Origin of the sequence: Acinetobacter sp. ANC 5045, from assembly GCF_004331005.1 — a bacterium.
In the GTDB taxonomy this organism is placed as follows: Bacteria; Pseudomonadota; Gammaproteobacteria; order Pseudomonadales; family Moraxellaceae; genus Acinetobacter; species Acinetobacter towneri.
Map to the genome: position 1 here is coordinate 121,450 of NZ_SJNS01000006.1, position 15,035 is coordinate 136,484.

17 protein-coding genes and 1 pseudogene are annotated in these 15,035 nt (G+C 42.9%); 13 read left to right on the forward strand and 5 right to left on the reverse strand.

Annotation, left to right across the window (positions count from 1 at the left end; genetic code table 11):
- Positions 1-72 precede the first annotated feature (72 nt).
- The 3 genes from ahr to E0H79_RS07075 all read left to right on the forward strand — a co-directional run bounded on the left by ahr (position 73) and on the right by E0H79_RS07075 (position 3,098).
- Positions 73-1,095, forward strand: a complete 1,023-nt coding sequence (ahr, locus tag E0H79_RS07065) for an NADPH-dependent aldehyde reductase Ahr (protein WP_004974093.1) — start codon at positions 73-75, stop codon at positions 1,093-1,095.
- 552 nt (positions 1,096-1,647) lie between these two features.
- A complete protein-coding gene (locus tag E0H79_RS07070) occupies positions 1,648-2,352 on the forward strand; it encodes an FKBP-type peptidyl-prolyl cis-trans isomerase (protein WP_004974091.1) in 705 nt (234 codons plus the stop codon).
- A 56-nt stretch (positions 2,353-2,408) separates the two neighbouring features.
- On the forward strand, positions 2,409-3,098 hold the full coding sequence (locus E0H79_RS07075; RefSeq protein WP_004974089.1) for an FKBP-type peptidyl-prolyl cis-trans isomerase: 690 nt from the start codon (positions 2,409-2,411) through the stop codon (positions 3,096-3,098).
- Between the two features lie 77 nt (positions 3,099-3,175).
- Here E0H79_RS07075 and murJ read toward each other — a convergent pair whose 3' ends face one another.
- Together murJ and ampD are read right to left on the reverse strand one after the other, a co-directional pair.
- Complete coding sequence (murJ, locus tag E0H79_RS07080) at positions 3,176-4,726, reverse strand: murein biosynthesis integral membrane protein MurJ (protein ID WP_171287394.1); 1,551 nt, start codon at positions 4,724-4,726, stop codon at positions 3,176-3,178.
- 50 nt (positions 4,727-4,776) lie between these two features.
- Positions 4,777-5,376 carry a 1,6-anhydro-N-acetylmuramyl-L-alanine amidase AmpD gene (gene ampD, locus E0H79_RS07085; RefSeq protein WP_004974083.1) on the reverse strand — a complete coding sequence of 200 codons (600 nt, stop codon included), beginning with the start codon at positions 5,374-5,376 and terminating at the stop codon, positions 4,777-4,779.
- Positions 5,377-5,553: 177 nt separating this feature from the next.
- On the opposite strand from ampD, the gene nadC reads away from it, so the two are divergent.
- Positions 5,554-6,399: a carboxylating nicotinate-nucleotide diphosphorylase gene (gene nadC / locus E0H79_RS07090; protein ID WP_004974082.1), complete on the forward strand. Its 846-nt coding sequence runs from the start codon at positions 5,554-5,556 to the stop codon at positions 6,397-6,399.
- Between the two features lie 106 nt (positions 6,400-6,505).
- On the opposite strand, the gene E0H79_RS15250 is transcribed toward nadC, so the two are convergent.
- Positions 6,506-6,709: a hypothetical protein gene (locus E0H79_RS15250; RefSeq protein ID WP_165492521.1), complete on the reverse strand. Its 204-nt coding sequence runs from the start codon at positions 6,707-6,709 to the stop codon at positions 6,506-6,508.
- A 176-nt stretch (positions 6,710-6,885) separates the two neighbouring features.
- Entirely contained in the window at positions 6,886-7,602 is a 717-nt protein-coding gene (gene rph / locus E0H79_RS07095; protein WP_004974074.1) for a ribonuclease PH, read from the reverse strand.
- A gap of 204 nt (positions 7,603-7,806) precedes the next feature.
- On the opposite strand from rph, the gene E0H79_RS07100 reads away from it, so the two are divergent.
- Positions 7,807-8,463, forward strand: coding sequence for a TetR family transcriptional regulator (locus E0H79_RS07100; protein ID WP_004974072.1), 657 nt, complete (start codon positions 7,807-7,809; stop codon positions 8,461-8,463).
- Positions 8,464-8,577: 114 nt separating this feature from the next.
- Here the strand turns inward: E0H79_RS07100 and E0H79_RS07105 are convergent, their stop codons facing one another.
- On the reverse strand, positions 8,578-9,198 hold the full coding sequence (locus E0H79_RS07105; protein WP_004974070.1) for a thiol:disulfide interchange protein DsbA/DsbL: 621 nt from the start codon (positions 9,196-9,198) through the stop codon (positions 8,578-8,580).
- A 181-nt stretch (positions 9,199-9,379) separates the two neighbouring features.
- On the opposite strand from E0H79_RS07105, the gene ubiG reads away from it, so the two are divergent.
- From ubiG to E0H79_RS07140, 8 genes and pseudogenes are all read left to right on the forward strand, one after another.
- The gene (gene ubiG, locus E0H79_RS07110; protein WP_004974063.1) at positions 9,380-10,096 is read left to right on the forward strand and encodes a bifunctional 2-polyprenyl-6-hydroxyphenol methylase/3-demethylubiquinol 3-O-methyltransferase UbiG; all 717 of its coding nucleotides are present in this window, start codon (positions 9,380-9,382) and stop codon (positions 10,094-10,096) included.
- Positions 10,093-10,800, forward strand: coding sequence for an HAD family hydrolase (locus tag E0H79_RS07115; RefSeq protein ID WP_131261238.1), 708 nt, complete (start codon positions 10,093-10,095; stop codon positions 10,798-10,800). Before ubiG ends, E0H79_RS07115 begins: the two co-directional genes overlap by 4 nt.
- Before the next feature lie 81 nt (positions 10,801-10,881).
- Positions 10,882-11,628 carry a YciK family oxidoreductase gene (locus tag E0H79_RS07120; protein WP_131261239.1) on the forward strand — a complete coding sequence of 249 codons (747 nt, stop codon included), beginning with the start codon at positions 10,882-10,884 and terminating at the stop codon, positions 11,626-11,628.
- A gap of 311 nt (positions 11,629-11,939) precedes the next feature.
- Positions 11,940-12,506 (forward strand): annotated as a pseudogene (gene msuE / locus E0H79_RS07125) (FMN reductase); the annotation flags it as partial.
- A 327-nt stretch (positions 12,507-12,833) separates the two neighbouring features.
- Entirely contained in the window at positions 12,834-13,253 is a 420-nt protein-coding gene (locus E0H79_RS07130) for a hypothetical protein (protein ID WP_131261241.1), read from the forward strand.
- 138 nt (positions 13,254-13,391) lie between these two features.
- Positions 13,392-13,547, forward strand: coding sequence for a hypothetical protein (locus E0H79_RS15255; RefSeq protein WP_165492522.1), 156 nt, complete (start codon positions 13,392-13,394; stop codon positions 13,545-13,547).
- Positions 13,548-13,790: 243 nt separating this feature from the next.
- Positions 13,791-14,180: an RcnB family protein gene (locus tag E0H79_RS07135; RefSeq protein WP_131261242.1), complete on the forward strand. Its 390-nt coding sequence runs from the start codon at positions 13,791-13,793 to the stop codon at positions 14,178-14,180.
- A 421-nt stretch (positions 14,181-14,601) separates the two neighbouring features.
- Positions 14,602-14,985: an RcnB family protein gene (locus E0H79_RS07140; protein ID WP_131261243.1), complete on the forward strand. Its 384-nt coding sequence runs from the start codon at positions 14,602-14,604 to the stop codon at positions 14,983-14,985.
- Positions 14,986-15,035 lie beyond the last annotated feature (50 nt).

The following is a 15,035-nucleotide window of genomic DNA, read 5'->3' on the forward strand; positions in this document are numbered from 1 at the left end:
TCAAAACTGCTCAACCCATAATAGCAAGATCACCAATCAATACAGTCAGCCTTATGACAAGGACGGTGCAATATGAGTAATACCATTCGAGCCTATGCCGCAATGCAGGCAGGTGAAGCCCTGCAAGCCTATCAATTTGATGCGGGTGAACTGCAGGCGCATCAGGTAGAAGTCAAAGTCGAATATTGTGGCTTATGCCATTCCGATCTTTCAGTCATTCAAAATGACTGGCATTCCTCAGTATATCCTGTGGTGGCAGGACATGAAATTATTGGCACGATTACTCAATTGGGCAGTGAAGCCAAAGGTTTAACCGTGGGGCAACGTGTAGGCATTGGCTGGACTGCAGACAGTTGCCAACACTGCGATGCCTGTATTGCAGGCGAACAAGTGCTGTGCAGCAATGGCACCACCGCAACCATTGTGGGACATGCAGGTGGTTTTGCCGATAAAGTCCGTGCAGGTTGGCAGTGGGTCATTCCATTACCCGATGAGGTCGATCCTGTCAGTGCAGGGCCTTTGCTCTGTGGTGGAATTACCGTATTTGATCCGATCTTGAAACATCAAATTCAGGCAGTACATCATGTTGCGGTGATTGGTATTGGTGGCTTGGGGCATATCGCCATCAAATTATTAAAAGCATGGGGCTGTGAAATTACGGCGTTCAGTTCCAATCCAGACAAAACCGCAGAATTACTGGCTATGGGTGCAGACCATGTAGTGAACAGCCGTGATGCTGCTGCCCTTAAAACCCAGCGTGGCAAGTTTGACCTGATTTTAAGTACGGTAAACGTAAGCTTGGACTGGAATGCTTATTTAAGTACGCTTGCACCACATGGCACTATTCACATGCTAGGTGTAGCGCTAGAACCCATGCAAATTAAGGCGGGCAGCTTAATTGGCGGTGCAAAATCGGTTACTGGTTCATCGACAGGTTCGCCTGCAGCGCTGCGTCAATTACTACAATTTGCCGCACGCAAACAGATTGCCCCACAGGTGGAAGTTTTTCCGATGTCACAAATCAATCAGGCAATTGAACATTTGCATCAGGGCAAGGCACGCTATCGGGTGGTGTTAAAGGCCGACTTTGACTGACTTTTAAGATAAGTCATGATAGTCAAATATATTTCTATCTTTATTTAGGTAAAACCGCTCATCTAAAAACCTAGATCACATGAGGATACTCGGAAGTGTCATCCACAACCTGCGTAGCATTAGACCATTATTGTTTCTGCGAAATAATGAATGAGATACAAGAATTAAACAGGTTTTGTGGATGACAATGGTTTTGCCCACTTTTGCCGAAACAAAAGTGGGTCGAACCGAAGGTTAATCCTATTATTGGACAACAACCCATCAGGACGCTGTCTTGATCATTTATGCGATTACAATAAAAATTTACCTACAGCCCAAACGCAATCTGACTTTTCTTAAATGACCCACATCTAGTCCTGAATTGATAAGATTTATGTATAAAAAATGTTTTAGATATTCAGTCTGTTATAGAATAAACTGCGTAAGCAGCATATATTAAAAAGTTGAATCGACACAGGCTGCAAAGCCACGTGCCAAACTAGAAAAGTCTGTGAAAAAGTCTGCTAAGATGAATGCTGCTTTTTTAACTATAAAATGAATTTGAGAAAACCTATGAGTAAAGCCTTACCCATCGCTGTTGCTGTAATTTTAGGCGGTGCTGCACTTGTTCCTGTTTATTATGCCTCTCAAAACCCAGCAGTGGCGACCTCTAAAGCGTCGGCAAATGCTTCTGCGGTTGAAAAAATCAGCTACGCTTTGGGTTATGAAGTGGCACATCAAACCCCACCAGAGCTAGACATCAACAGCTTTGTAACAGGTGTGCGTGAAGGTCATGCGCGTAAACAACCTGCCTACACCGAAGAAGAATTACAAAAAGCCTATGAGCAATTCCAGCAAGAGTTGCAACAAAAACAAGCCACTCAAGCGCAAGCTGCACAAACAGCCAGTGATTCATTCTTAACTGAAAATGGCAAAAAAGCAGGCGTACAAACCACAGCTTCTGGCTTGCAATATCAAGTGATTAAAGAAGGCACAGGCAAACAGCCAACGGCAAGCTCTGTGGTCAAAGTGCACTACACGGGTAAACTGGTCGATGGCAAAGTATTTGACAGCTCGGTACAACGTGGTGAGCCAATTGAATTCCCACTGAATCAAGTCATTCCAGGCTGGACTGAAGGTTTACAGCTCATGAAGGAAGGCGGTAAAGCTACGCTGTATATTCCATCGAAACTGGGCTACGGCGAACAAGGTGTACCAGGCATGATTCCTGCCAACAGCACCTTAATTTTTGATGTTGAACTGATTGAAGTGAAATAACAACATCACCCTTTCAGGAGAGCTTGGCTCTCCTGTATGGTCTTAGGACGAAAAGAATGAAAAAACACCTTGCCCTTGTGTGTATCGCACTGCTCAGCAGTGGCAGTTTTGCCAAAACCGTGACCAATAAAAGTCCTGTTGCAGATCAGGTCGGTTATAGCTTTGGTTATTTAATGGGGCGCAGCAATGCGGAAACCTTAAAAGATATTGATCTCGAAGCCTTCATTGCTGGCTTAAAAATGGCAACACAAGACCAAGCCGCCAGTTTAAGCGATGAAGAAATGGCACGAGTGCTGACTCAATTCAAAAAGCAAGCCGAAGCCAAACAACTGATTGAGCTTAAAAAAGTAGCCGATAGCAATGCTAAAATTGGGCAAGCCTTTTTAAACAATAATGCCAAAAAGGCAGGGGTCAAAGTCACCAAGTCTGGCTTGCAATATCAAGTCTTACAGGCAGGTACGGGCAAATCACCCAAAGCCACCTCTACCGTTAAAGTCCATTATGAAGGTCGTTTAATTGATGGTACGGTATTTGACAGTTCTATCGCCCGCGATCAAGCTGCAGAATTTCAGGTCAGCCAAGTCATTCAAGGTTGGACTGAAGGCTTACAACTCATGAAAGTTGGTGCCAAATATCGCTTCTTTATTCCTGCTGCTCTAGCCTACGGTCAAATTGGCTCAGGCGATGCAATTGAGCCAAACAGCACGCTTATTTTTGATGTGGAACTTTTAGAAATTGTAAAATAATCCAAAGCCGCATCATCTTTAAACAAAAAAATACCGCAATTTAAATTGCGGTATTTTTTCAGATCAACTTCGCTTCATTAAGGTTTTAAATGACGTGGTCTAAAACCCGTTGCCAACAATCCAACCCCATAGGCCACTACGCCCACCACACACAGCGCAGTGACTTCTGCCACACGCATCCATTGTGATACATCACCGTTATACCAAGTTAAGGCATACCACAACGCAGCAATCATCACGGCATTTGCCACTGCAAACTGCACCATGAGTTTTTTCCAGTGCGCACCAAAACGGAAAATCTTGCGTTGATGCAAATAGAAATACAACATGCCTGCATTCACCAAAGCCGAACCTGATGATGCCAGTGCCAATGCCATGTGTTCAGCTTGCCAGTCAATCAGTTTAAAGAAGCCAATAAACACCACGTTTAAAATCGCATTGGCAGCCACAGCCATTAACCCCACACGTACTGGTGTTTTGGTGTCTTGCTGTGCATAAAAACCCGGTGCAAAGACTTTAATCAGCATGAATGAAATCACCCCTGCACTCATACATTGCAAGGCCAAAGCGGTCATTTGCGTATCTTTAAAACTAAACTGACCACGCTCAAACAAGGCTTGGATAATAGGCGTTGATAACATAAACAGTGCAATACTGGCAGGGACACCTACCAAAATAATCACCCGTGCAGCCCAGTCCATCATGCCGCGGAATTTATCCATATTTTGTTCTGCATGACGCGCAGACAGTGACGGTAAAATGACCGTCCCAATCGCTACACCAATTAAGCCCAAAGGTAGCTCTGTCATACGTTCCGCACTATACAACCACGACACCGAACCATCCTGCATAAAAGATGCCCAAATGGTGTTGAGTAGCAGGTTAATTTGCGTGACCGATACCCCAAATAAAGCAGGCAGCATCAGCTTCATAATCCGATCCACCCCTTCATGCTTGAAATCAACTTTAGGGGGAATCAGCAGCTTTTTACGCCATAGTTCTGGAATTTGAATCGCAAGTTGTAAAGCACCCGCGATAATCACCGCCCAACCCAGTGCCATAATCGGCTCTGCCATGTACGGTGTGAGCCATAATGCACCTGCAATCATCGCCACATTCAGCAATACAGGCGCAAAGGCAGGCGTGGTAAATGAGCCATAGCTGTTCAAAATACTGCTGGCAAATGCCGTCAGCGACATAAACAACAAATAAGGAATGGTCAGGCGGAACATATCGGTGGCTAGCGCAAACTTTTCAGGGTCGCTATGGAAACCCGGTGCGTAGATATACATCACCGCAGGCGCAGCCACCATGGCGGTAAAGGTTAGCCCTGTCATTACCGTCATTAAACAGCCAAAAACCCGACTAATTAAAATTTGTACTTCGGCATGAGTGCGGCTGGTTTTATATTCGGTCAATACAGGAATAAATGCCTGCGAAAACGCCCCTTCGGCAAACAGGCGCCTGAAAAAGTTGGGGATACGAAACGCCACCACAAAGGTATCGAAATCTTTACCTGCACCAAACACATTCAGCAATACCACATCACGGACTAATCCTAGCACCCGTGACAGCATGGTCATTGCACTGACAATAAAGGTCGATCGCCAAAGCGCCATCGTTACCACCCAATTAAAAATTTAGTCGCTATTGTAATCAAAGCATCAACAAAGTTTTGTTATTGATTGATCAATTTTTCCTGTGATGTCGAAGCTTTAAGTTGAGATAACTGTTCACGAAAATACTGCCAGTCAAAATACGGCCCCGGATCAGTTTTACGTCCCGGTGCAATATCGGAATGTCCTGCAATATGCTGTTGAATACTCGGATAGGCCTGCTGCAAACTGTGTACCACCTGCACCAAACTCTGATATTGCGCTGTTTCAAAAGGCAAGTCATCACTGCCCTCTAATTCAATCCCAATTGAATAGTCATTACATTCAGGCTGTGCCAAATAACTAGAACGCCCCGCATGCCACGCCCGATCTGCAAAATTAACAAATTGCAGCACCTCGCCTGTTCTTAAAATCAACAAATGTGCCGAAACCTGCAGGCCCTGAATGGTCTGAAAGTAAGGATGCTGCGACCAATCCATTTGGTTCTGAAAAAATTGCTCAATATAACCACCACCAAATTGTGACGGCGGCAAACTAATATTGTGAATGACCAGCAATTGAATCTCTTGGTCTGTCGGACGGGCGTTGAAATTCGGAGATGGGACTTGTCTTGCCCCTTGTAATTGACCCTCAACCACCTGAAACGACGGCACATGCTGCATAAGGCAATCCCCAAACCATTAGAATAGAAAAATAGAACAGAAATTTCAGTTTAATGCCAACGCGTGACAATGAACATCTTAAATTACACCCGAACGTGGCTAAAAAACACATCCTGACGCAGAACAGTGTTAATATAACGCGCAATTTTCATGGGCAAGATCGACACGGAAAATCTTATGAGCATCTCTCCAGCTTTGCTTGAACAATCCATCCAAATCAATATTCAGCAAGCCTTGCAAGAAGATATTGGCGATGGTGATATTACCGCATTATTGACCCCTGAAGATGAGCAGGCCACTGCCACCATTATTAGCCGTGAAGACATGATTTTGGCAGGTCAACCGTGGGTAAATGCCCTGATTCAAGCATACGATGCCAATGTGCAAGTCACGTGGTTAAAAAATGATGGCGACCACGTTGCTGCCAATGAAGCCTTTTTGAAATTGGCAGGTTCTGCACGCAGCCTGTTAACGGTAGAACGCCCTGCGCTGAATTTTGTGCAAACCCTGTCTGCTGTTGCGACTAAAACCGCAGCCTATGTGCAACAACTTGAAGGCTTAAATACCAAACTGCTAGATACCCGTAAAACCTTACCGGGTTTACGCATTGCACAAAAATATGCTGTCACGGTCGGTGGTGGACAAAACCATCGTTTAGGCTTATTTGATGCCTTTTTGATTAAAGAAAATCACATTATGGCAGCAGGCGGCATTACTCAGGCAATTGCCAAAGCACATGCCATTGCTCCAGGCAAACCTGTAGAAGTTGAAGTGGAAACTTGGGATGAACTAAATCAAGCCCTTGAAGCCAAAGCTGATATTGTGATGTTGGATAACTTTAGCCAGCAACAAATGATTGATGCGGTCAAGCATGTGGCAGGTCGTTGTAAACTTGAAGCGTCGGGCAACATCACCATTGAAAATTTACGTGAAGTGGCTAGTACAGGCGTAGATTATATTTCGATGGGTGTTTTAACCAAAGATGTCAAAGCTGTGGATTTATCAATGCGTTTTAATGCGTAAACGATTACTTTTAAAATTAAGGGTGCAATCTGCACCCTTAATTTTTTCCAAAAATTGATTTTAAGGAGGCAAATGAGCCTCCTTTTTTTATGCCTCAATTTTGAATTTAATCATCGTCCTTGTTGTCGTTGTCGTTGTCGTTGTCGTTGTCGTTGTCGTTGTCGTTGTCGTTGTCGTTGTCGTTGTCGTTGTCGTTGTCAGAAGCTTGACCGAGTACACTACGATTGTCTTCATTTTCACGCTCAGTACGTGAATCACATGCAGTTAAAAACAACATCATGGCAGACATTAAAATAATCAATAGTTTCATGCTTTCCTCCTCTTTTCATTCAGGCTCTTTGCATACAGTTTTCCATCTTAAAAGAACGCATCCTGCAATATTGTAGCTTTTTGCTTCACGCTTCCTATCGCAATCTAAATCTCATCCATAAAAAACGCATCCGAAGATGCGCTCTTAAACAGCAGAAAAACATCAAAAAGCTTAGCTTACCAACCTAAAGCTTGTTGCTGTTTTTTTACCAATTCCTGAATACCTTTTTCTGCCATTTCCAACATGGCATTACATTGCACACGATTAAACGGCTTATCTTCAGCAGTACCCTGAATTTCAATAAATTCACCTGCTTGTGTCATCACCACGTTTAAATCAGTTTGGCAATTTGAATCTTCTTCATAGCACAAATCCAATAACACTTGGTCTTGGTACATGCCCACAGAAATTGCAGCCACCAAACCCTTTAATGGGTCATGCTTAATTTTTTTCTTTTCCAGCAACACATTCATAGCATCAATCAATGCCACTGCTGCACCTGTAATGGCTGCAGTACGGGTACCGCCATCGGCCTGAATCACATCGCAGTCAATGGTAATGGTGTTTTCACCCAGTTTCTTCAAATCGACCATGGCACGCAAGCTACGACCAATTAAGCGCTGAATTTCCTGTGTACGTCCGCTTTGTTTACCACGCGCCGCTTCACGGTCACTACGGGTATGAGTTGAACGTGGCAACATGCCATATTCTGCAGTTACCCAACCTTGTCCCTGCCCTTTTAAAAAGCGCGGTACAGAGTTATCAATACTTGCGGTACACAAAACTTTGGTATGACCAAACTCTACCAACACTGAACCTTCAGCATAGCGAGTATAGTTACGGGTAATTTTTACCTCACGTAATTGATCTAAAGCTCGTTGGTCAATACGCATAATGTGTCCTTATTTTTGGCTCAAATAAATTGCCCGCAAGTATAACAGATGCCACAGCGCAGGTCGCTTTTCCAAAGCTTGACGTGTGCTGTTTCGGTAAATTTTGCCTGTATTTTTACAAAGTGGCTTCATTCATCTTTTAGTATTATCGTGAAACACAGGTTTTTGTTAGACTGCGCGGCACTGGCAGAATCAGGAAATACAATGTCGATTCGGGAAGAACGAAAACAACAAAGTCGTCAGGCAATTATGGATGCAGTGCTGCAACTCAGCAGCGCAGGACGTGCATTTAGCAGCATTAGCTTAAGAGAAATTTCACGACAGATTGGACTGGTGCCCACCGCATTTTATCGGCATTTTCAAGATATGGATGAGTTGGGGCTAGATTTGGTCGATCAAGTTGCCTTGCACATTAAAGGTATTTTGTATCAGTTGGGACAAGCTTATTTATACCAACCCGATGCACAGACCGAAAAGGCATTGACCCTATTTTTTAAATCTGTCGATCAACATCCACAACAATGGATTTTTTTAATTGCCGAACGCTGGGGCGGTTCGACCATTTTACGGCAAGCCATCGCCCGTGAAATTGATTTTTTAATTGAAGATTTAGCTAATGATTTACAACGGGTCGAAAGCGTACAACATTTTCAGCATGCTGAAGATTTTCACATTCTGGCCAATATTTTAATTAATTTATCGTTAAATTGGGCAATGAGCTGGATTGGTTTAGAACGCCAATTTGAAGCCGAAAAATTACCTGAACAACAGCAGCGTTTTATTCAACAAACCATTACTCAAGTACATTTATTATTTCGTGGCATTTGCCACTGGCAACGTCCGCAGCCTGTCGCAGATTAAACATACAACACACTTTTAACCTGCATTAAAAAAACCGCAATGACGTTGCAATCATTGCGGTTTTTAGCGATGCGCTGCTGATTCAGCCTTGCATCATCTTGTTATTGCATCTGCTTATTTCTTAGCTTTACGCTCTTGATCAACCAAGTAGTTCACTACTTGAATCACTTTGCCGTTATCGCCTTGAACGATATATTTACCATTCACCACCACCGCAGGTACACCTGTCAATTGGTACTGACGCGCCAATTGTTTAGCTTGTGAAATTTTAGAGGTGATCGCAAACGAGTTAAACATGCTGTTAAATTTCGCTTCAGGTACACCATATTTCACAAAGAATTTAGCTTGTGATTGTTGGTCAAAAATTTGCTGACCTTTGTCATGAATGGCATGGAAAAGTGGCAAGTGAGTTTTCTTGCGCACACCCAAAGCTTCAGACACATAATAACCACGTGCATTCATTTCCCAAACAGGATTCATGGCTGCAGGAGTACGCACAAAATTCACATCTTTAGGTAACTGGCGTAACCATGTTTGCATATATGGTTCTAAAGTAAAGCAGTGACCACAACCATACCAAAAGAACTCACGCACTTCAATTTTACCCGGTACATCAACCTTACCCGGGTTGGCGACAACGCTATAATCTTTACCTGCTACAAAATTTGCCGCCATAGTGCTACCAGAAATAGCAAAGATGGCAGTTGCCAAACTACCTAAAAGGAATTTTTTCATTGCGTTTATAATCCTCTAAATCATTCTGTTTAGTGTATGGCAACACTATAAATCAATTATGCTGATTTCGTTTTCCTTCTGTGAACTTTTTTACAGCTTTTATCGCTTTTTTTAGAATTAACGCTACACTAGGGTTTATATCTATTTTTCCAATTATCACGACCCAATTGAGGTGGCACCCATGTCGCATTTGAATGTTGATCCACAAGAAATTGCCAAATTTGAAGCATTTGCAGCCATATGGTGGGATCAGCATTCCGAGTTCCGTCCCCTGCACATGATTAATCCACTGCGCTTAAACTGGATTGATGAGCACGCAGGCGGCTTGGCAGGCAAGAAAGTGCTAGACGTCGGCTGTGGTGGTGGTATTTTGGCAGAAAGCATGGCTCGTCGCGGTGCCAATGTGCTTGGAATTGATATGGGCGAAGCACCTTTAAACGTGGCACGCCTGCATGCAGAACAAGAAGGCGTACACAATATTGAATATCGCCAAATTCCTGTTGAGCAATTGGTAGATGAGCAAGCTGGTCAATACGATGTGGTGACTTGCATGGAAATGTTAGAGCACGTACCTGATCCGGCCTCGATTATTCAAGCCTGCCAAAAACTGGTCAAGCCGGGCGGTCATGTATTTTTCTCGACCATTAACCGCAACCCTAAATCATACCTATTTGCCATTATTGGGGCAGAATACGTGCTGCGCATGTTAGCCAAAGGCACACACGATTATCATAAATTTATTAAACCGTCTGAATTGGCACACGACATTCGCCAAGCGGGTTTAAAACTTAAAGATATGACGGGTTTACACTACAACCCACTGACTAAACGCTATTGGTTGGCACCTAATGTTGATGTGAACTACATGGTTTACACGGTCAATGAGGCAACAGAATGAAAGCCGTTTTATTCGACCTCGATGGCACCTTAATTGATACCGCTGCAGATTTTATTCGCATCATTCAAGACATGTGCCACGATAAAGGCTGTGAGATTGTGGCAGCAGAAGCCATTCGCACGCAGGTGTCTGAAGGTGCACGGGCTATGGTAAAACTGGTCTATCCAGAACTTGAAGTAGATGACCCTGTATTTCTTGCGCATCGACAACGCTTTTTAGACCTGTACGGCGCTGATATTGCGGTAGAAACCGATTTGTTCGAGGGCATGTATCCACTGCTCGAAGCTTTGGAACAGCATCAAATTCCGTGGGGAATTGTCACCAATAAACCGCGCTGGCTCAGTGAAGCCTTACTCAAGGCACTGAATTTAACTGACCGCTGTGCGGTTTTGGTCTGCCCTGAAGATGTCAGCCACACCAAACCTGACCCAGAACCCATGTATTTGGCAGCCAAACAGATTGAAATTGCCCCTGAAGATTGTATTTATGTGGGCGACCATCCACGTGATATTGATGCAGGCCGCAATGCCAATATGTACACCATTCTGGCCGCTTACGGTTATTTACCGTTACAACACAAAGATGACTTAACAGCGTGGCAAGCAGATTGTATAGTGGATTCAGTCGCTGAATTACATACGGTTTTAGACAAATTGGTGCTGCAAGCCGCAACATTATCAAGCAGCCTGAATGCCAATGCCTGAGTTGATTCTATAACACCTGTCAAAGCACGAATATCACCTTTAAAACATGACCAATAAAAAATCAATATAGGAGGGATGACCATGAAATACTCAGAATATCAACCTCGCCCCGATCTGTTAAAAGATCGCATTATCCTCATTACCGGTGCGGGAGATGGTATTGGACGTGCCGCTGCCCTCAGTTATGCCCTGCATGGGGCCACTGTGGTATTGCATGGTCGTACCCTCAATAAACTTGAAGTCATTTATGATGAAATTGAAAGTTTAGGTGCACCACAACCTGCTATTTTACCGCTGCAACTGTCTAGCGCTTCGCCACGTGACTATGAGTTGCTGGTCGATACTCTAGAGAAACAATTCGGACGTTTAGACGGTATTTTGCACAATGCGGGCATTTTAGGTGAACGCACCGAGCTGGCCAATTACCCTGCAGATGTCTGGGATGATGTCATGGCGGTAAATTTACGTGCGCCTTTTGTCTTGACTCAGGAATTATTGCCGCTCTTGGCAAAATCAGAACATGCCTCGGTGGTATTTGCCAGTTCAGGGGTTGGCCGTGAAGCACGTGAACGCTGGGGGGCTTATTCAGTTTCTAAAATTGCGATTGAAGCAGTCAGCCAATTATTTGCCAAAGAGCAAGTTCACCCGAATATTCGCTACAACTGCATTAATCCAGGTGCGACCCGCACAGCCATGCGTGCCAAAGCCTATCCAGATGAAGATCCAAAAACCTTACCAACACCCGATGCAATCATGCCTGCCTATTTATATTTAATGGGCGATGACAGCTTACACATGAACGGTCAAAGTATTGATGCACAGGATTAATCCTGTGCGTCTGCTTCCCGTTTTTTATGACTATGCTTGTGCAAAAAATCGTCATTTTTCAGCTTTTTTAAATTGCTTGAATACGCATCACTTTTTTATATATATGCCATCTATAAACGAAAAACCTTATTTAGATAAAATATAAATATAAATTTTAACAACTTATGCTTTAGTTTTTAGCCCCAATCCATGCCTAGAGTGCATATCTAGAAATGAGATAACTTTACAGCTTTTGCTTATTTTACAGTGCACAGCCCAATCATGATTAATAGCGACATTCCAAATTAATTTATTTTTAGGTTGTTCAGCACATGTCATATTCTCAGCAAAAACCGCTCAATATTGTTGCCATTTCTGGGGGGCTCAATGCACCTTCTAAAACAGAAGCGCTGTTACAGACCCTAGTAGAGCGTTTGGCCAAAGCCATCCCGATTCAGGTACATTTCATTAAATTTAGTGAAATTGCGCCACTTTTAGGTGGTGCAATTTACCGCAATCAATTGCCTCAACAAGTGCAAGACGATTTAGCTACTGTAGAAAATGCAGATGCACTGATTGTAGGAACACCTGTCTATCGGGCTTCATTTACAGGTTTATTTAAACATTTCTTTGACTTTGTTGAACAAAATGCATTGATTGATGTGCCTGTATTATTGGCTGCGTCTGGTGGCAGCGAGCGACATGCACTGGTTTTAGAACATCAATTGCGCCCTTTATTCAGTTTTTTCCAAGCACAAACCTTGCCTATTGGTGTCTATGCCACAGACCGCGATTTTAGTCCTGAATATACCGTACAAAGTGAACTGCTTAATGAGCGAATCAATTTGGCCATTACCCGTGCAGTTCCAGTTTTGCAATGGGAAGCAGCCAAATCACAGTACACTATAGCCCAAACACAAGTGGCTTAATAACCACTACACATAGCACAGCTTGATCACAACCCACCCACACGGGATAGATATATGAAATACATTATCTATCCCACACATGACTTAGCCTTCATGCTGCCAGTGCTACAGCAAATTCAGATCAGCTTTCTTTTTTATGCAAGTTGCATATCATACTGCCAGTTTTCAGACCTTCATCTTGTGTAAAATAAGCACTTAAAGGCCACCGCAGTAATTGTCTGTATGCATCTTGCATAAACAGAATTCACTCGCTACGCTTCTGCCTTTCTATCCCACTCTTACGATGCAGAGAACAACATGACTGAATTAAATAACATCACCGTAACCCCGCCAGAAGATGGCATGGTGTCTTTACTGATTGATGGTCAGCCTATTTCTGAAAAATACGGCATGAAGTTTGAAGCCAGCATCGTGGATGATATTCAAGCGCTCGACAACGGCCAAAAAATCAAATTGTTTGATCAGTTTGTGTTTTCACATACCGATCTCAATTTTGAACACGCTTACCACTATGTCACTGGCATTGAAAAGTTGGATGATCGCTATCACGTGGTTAAAAACTTTGTCTATCGTATTAAAATTGAAGGGCAACCTGAAATTGAACACGTGATTACAAAACAAGGTGCACCGATGACAGCTGAAGATGTACGTGAATTTATTAATGCACATATTCAAAAATCACTCACCGACTATACCGACTTAAACTACGCTTACTAAAATCCAGTGAAGCTACCAAACTCAGGGGCAATACATCAATCGATTTATTGGATTGAAATTATAAAACTAAACTGTTTTTCAAATTAATGTAAATCCTTTATTCTAAATCCATCTTCAACAGTATTGAGGTAGATTGCGATGACGGATATGAAACGAAAAACAGCCGTGATTCAAAGTATTGAAACTTTACAACTGAGCCAACATTTGATTGTTGCCTTAGATGACAAAGAAAAAGCCGAATGTGTAGCGAGCGCAGTGCAGTCTTTACAAGGTTTGGCAGATCAGTGGAACTGATGCATCCCATAGCAGCTCGCTGCTATGGTCATGCTCGATCTAAAATATAATACCCCAACCCCTTCCCCTATATTTTCTGCATGCACATACATTCAAAATGCTTTTTTTGTCGCATAATAGAATAGACTCTATACTGTAGCATCAGGCTTTATTTAAAAAATTCATGTGCTTTCTTCACAGTTTCTCTGCATTTAATGGCTAAAGTATGAACTGTGAAATAGAGATGAGAAATGAGGGGTTTACATGAAAAAGATTTTGACAGTTCTGGCAATGTCTTTCAGTGCTTTACTTGGCAGTAATTTAGCAACTGCTGCTCCTCAATTTGATCGGGATGATGCGGAACACCCGCGTTATCAGGCACAAAATAAACGTGAATTTCGTGCCAATATGGAAGAGCGTGTACAAGATAAGCGTCGTATGCGTGAAGAACGTGGTGTAAAACGCTTGCAGCAACATAAGTGGCAAACGGGCTATGTCATGCCGCAGCACTATCGTGGTAATGGCTATAAGGTCGATTATCAAGATCACGACTTGCCTAGACCTGAACGTAAGCAACAATGGTATAAAATCAATCAGGACTATATTTTAGTCGATTTGGAAAACCATCATATCTTGCGTATTGCAGGTTCTTGACATCCTCCCCCCTTAAAAGAGGGTGATTCCTACAGCTAGACGCTTATGCCCAAACGCAAGTATTTTTAAAACTGTATTTACACAGAATTATTTACACCCTCCAATGCTTAAAGCTAAATTAACATAATCAGCTTATACGCAATTTCAATTTACCCCATATTACTCAATATCTTAGAAAACCATAAAGCCCAAATAATATACCTGAGCTTTATGGATTCTTTACTTTCCACGGTAATCCCTTCAAAAGAATAGATAACCAAGCACATCTTGGTTTCTCATCTTGCAAAGCGGTACATCCATTCTCCTAGTTTTCTCCATCAAATTCACAATTCAGCCAACTATCCACCATCGTTTCTCTTGAGTTCTGCATTAATTTGAATGCATCAACTCAATATTCAAAAGAAACCGAAGGTAAACACTCATGAAAAAAGCGCTCAGCATTCTTGCCCTGTCTGTAACGGCCATCCTGACAACTTCTGCAATGGCTGCACCAGACCACCGTTATGATGACCGTCGCCATCAAGCCAGTGCTACTTATAAACATCACAGCAACCACTGGGACAATCAACGTCAGCATACGCAATGGGAGCAAAAACGTTATAATCAGAAACGTGTGAATCCAAGCCGTGACTGGCGTGTAGGTCAAAACTTCCCACGTGGCTATGAAATTTCACGCAATAAAGTCAGTGACCGTGAAGCACGTCGTTTACCCAATACAGGTCGTTACCAACAATGGTACAAAATCAATGGTGACTATGTCCTGATTAATGAACGCACGCATCGTATCATTCGCATTATTGGCTAAAAGCATATTTCGACCTCAACGATGAGTTCGCATATTCCCAACACCTGAAT

Coding starts and splice junctions, on each gene's coding strand:
- ahr (WP_004974093.1), top strand. CDS start 73: ATGAGTAATACCATTCGAGCCTATGCCGCAATGCAGGCAGGTGAAGCC.
- E0H79_RS07070 (WP_004974091.1), top strand. CDS start 1,648: ATGAGTAAAGCCTTACCCATCGCTGTTGCTGTAATTTTAGGCGGTGCT.
- E0H79_RS07075 (WP_004974089.1), top strand. CDS start 2,409: ATGAAAAAACACCTTGCCCTTGTGTGTATCGCACTGCTCAGCAGTGGC.
- ampD (WP_004974083.1), bottom strand. CDS start 5,376: ATGCAGCATGTGCCGTCGTTTCAGGTGGTTGAGGGTCAATTACAAGGG.
- nadC (WP_004974082.1), top strand. CDS start 5,554: ATGAGCATCTCTCCAGCTTTGCTTGAACAATCCATCCAAATCAATATT.
- E0H79_RS15250 (WP_165492521.1), bottom strand. CDS start 6,709: ATGAAACTATTGATTATTTTAATGTCTGCCATGATGTTGTTTTTAACT.
- rph (WP_004974074.1), bottom strand. CDS start 7,602: ATGCGTATTGACCAACGAGCTTTAGATCAATTACGTGAGGTAAAAATT.
- E0H79_RS07100 (WP_004974072.1), top strand. CDS start 7,807: ATGTCGATTCGGGAAGAACGAAAACAACAAAGTCGTCAGGCAATTATG.
- E0H79_RS07105 (WP_004974070.1), bottom strand. CDS start 9,198: ATGAAAAAATTCCTTTTAGGTAGTTTGGCAACTGCCATCTTTGCTATT.
- ubiG (WP_004974063.1), top strand. CDS start 9,380: ATGTCGCATTTGAATGTTGATCCACAAGAAATTGCCAAATTTGAAGCA.
- E0H79_RS07115 (WP_131261238.1), top strand. CDS start 10,093: ATGAAAGCCGTTTTATTCGACCTCGATGGCACCTTAATTGATACCGCT.
- E0H79_RS07120 (WP_131261239.1), top strand. CDS start 10,882: ATGAAATACTCAGAATATCAACCTCGCCCCGATCTGTTAAAAGATCGC.
- E0H79_RS07130 (WP_131261241.1), top strand. CDS start 12,834: ATGACTGAATTAAATAACATCACCGTAACCCCGCCAGAAGATGGCATG.
- E0H79_RS15255 (WP_165492522.1), top strand. CDS start 13,392: ATGACGGATATGAAACGAAAAACAGCCGTGATTCAAAGTATTGAAACT.
- E0H79_RS07135 (WP_131261242.1), top strand. CDS start 13,791: ATGAAAAAGATTTTGACAGTTCTGGCAATGTCTTTCAGTGCTTTACTT.
- E0H79_RS07140 (WP_131261243.1), top strand. CDS start 14,602: ATGAAAAAAGCGCTCAGCATTCTTGCCCTGTCTGTAACGGCCATCCTG.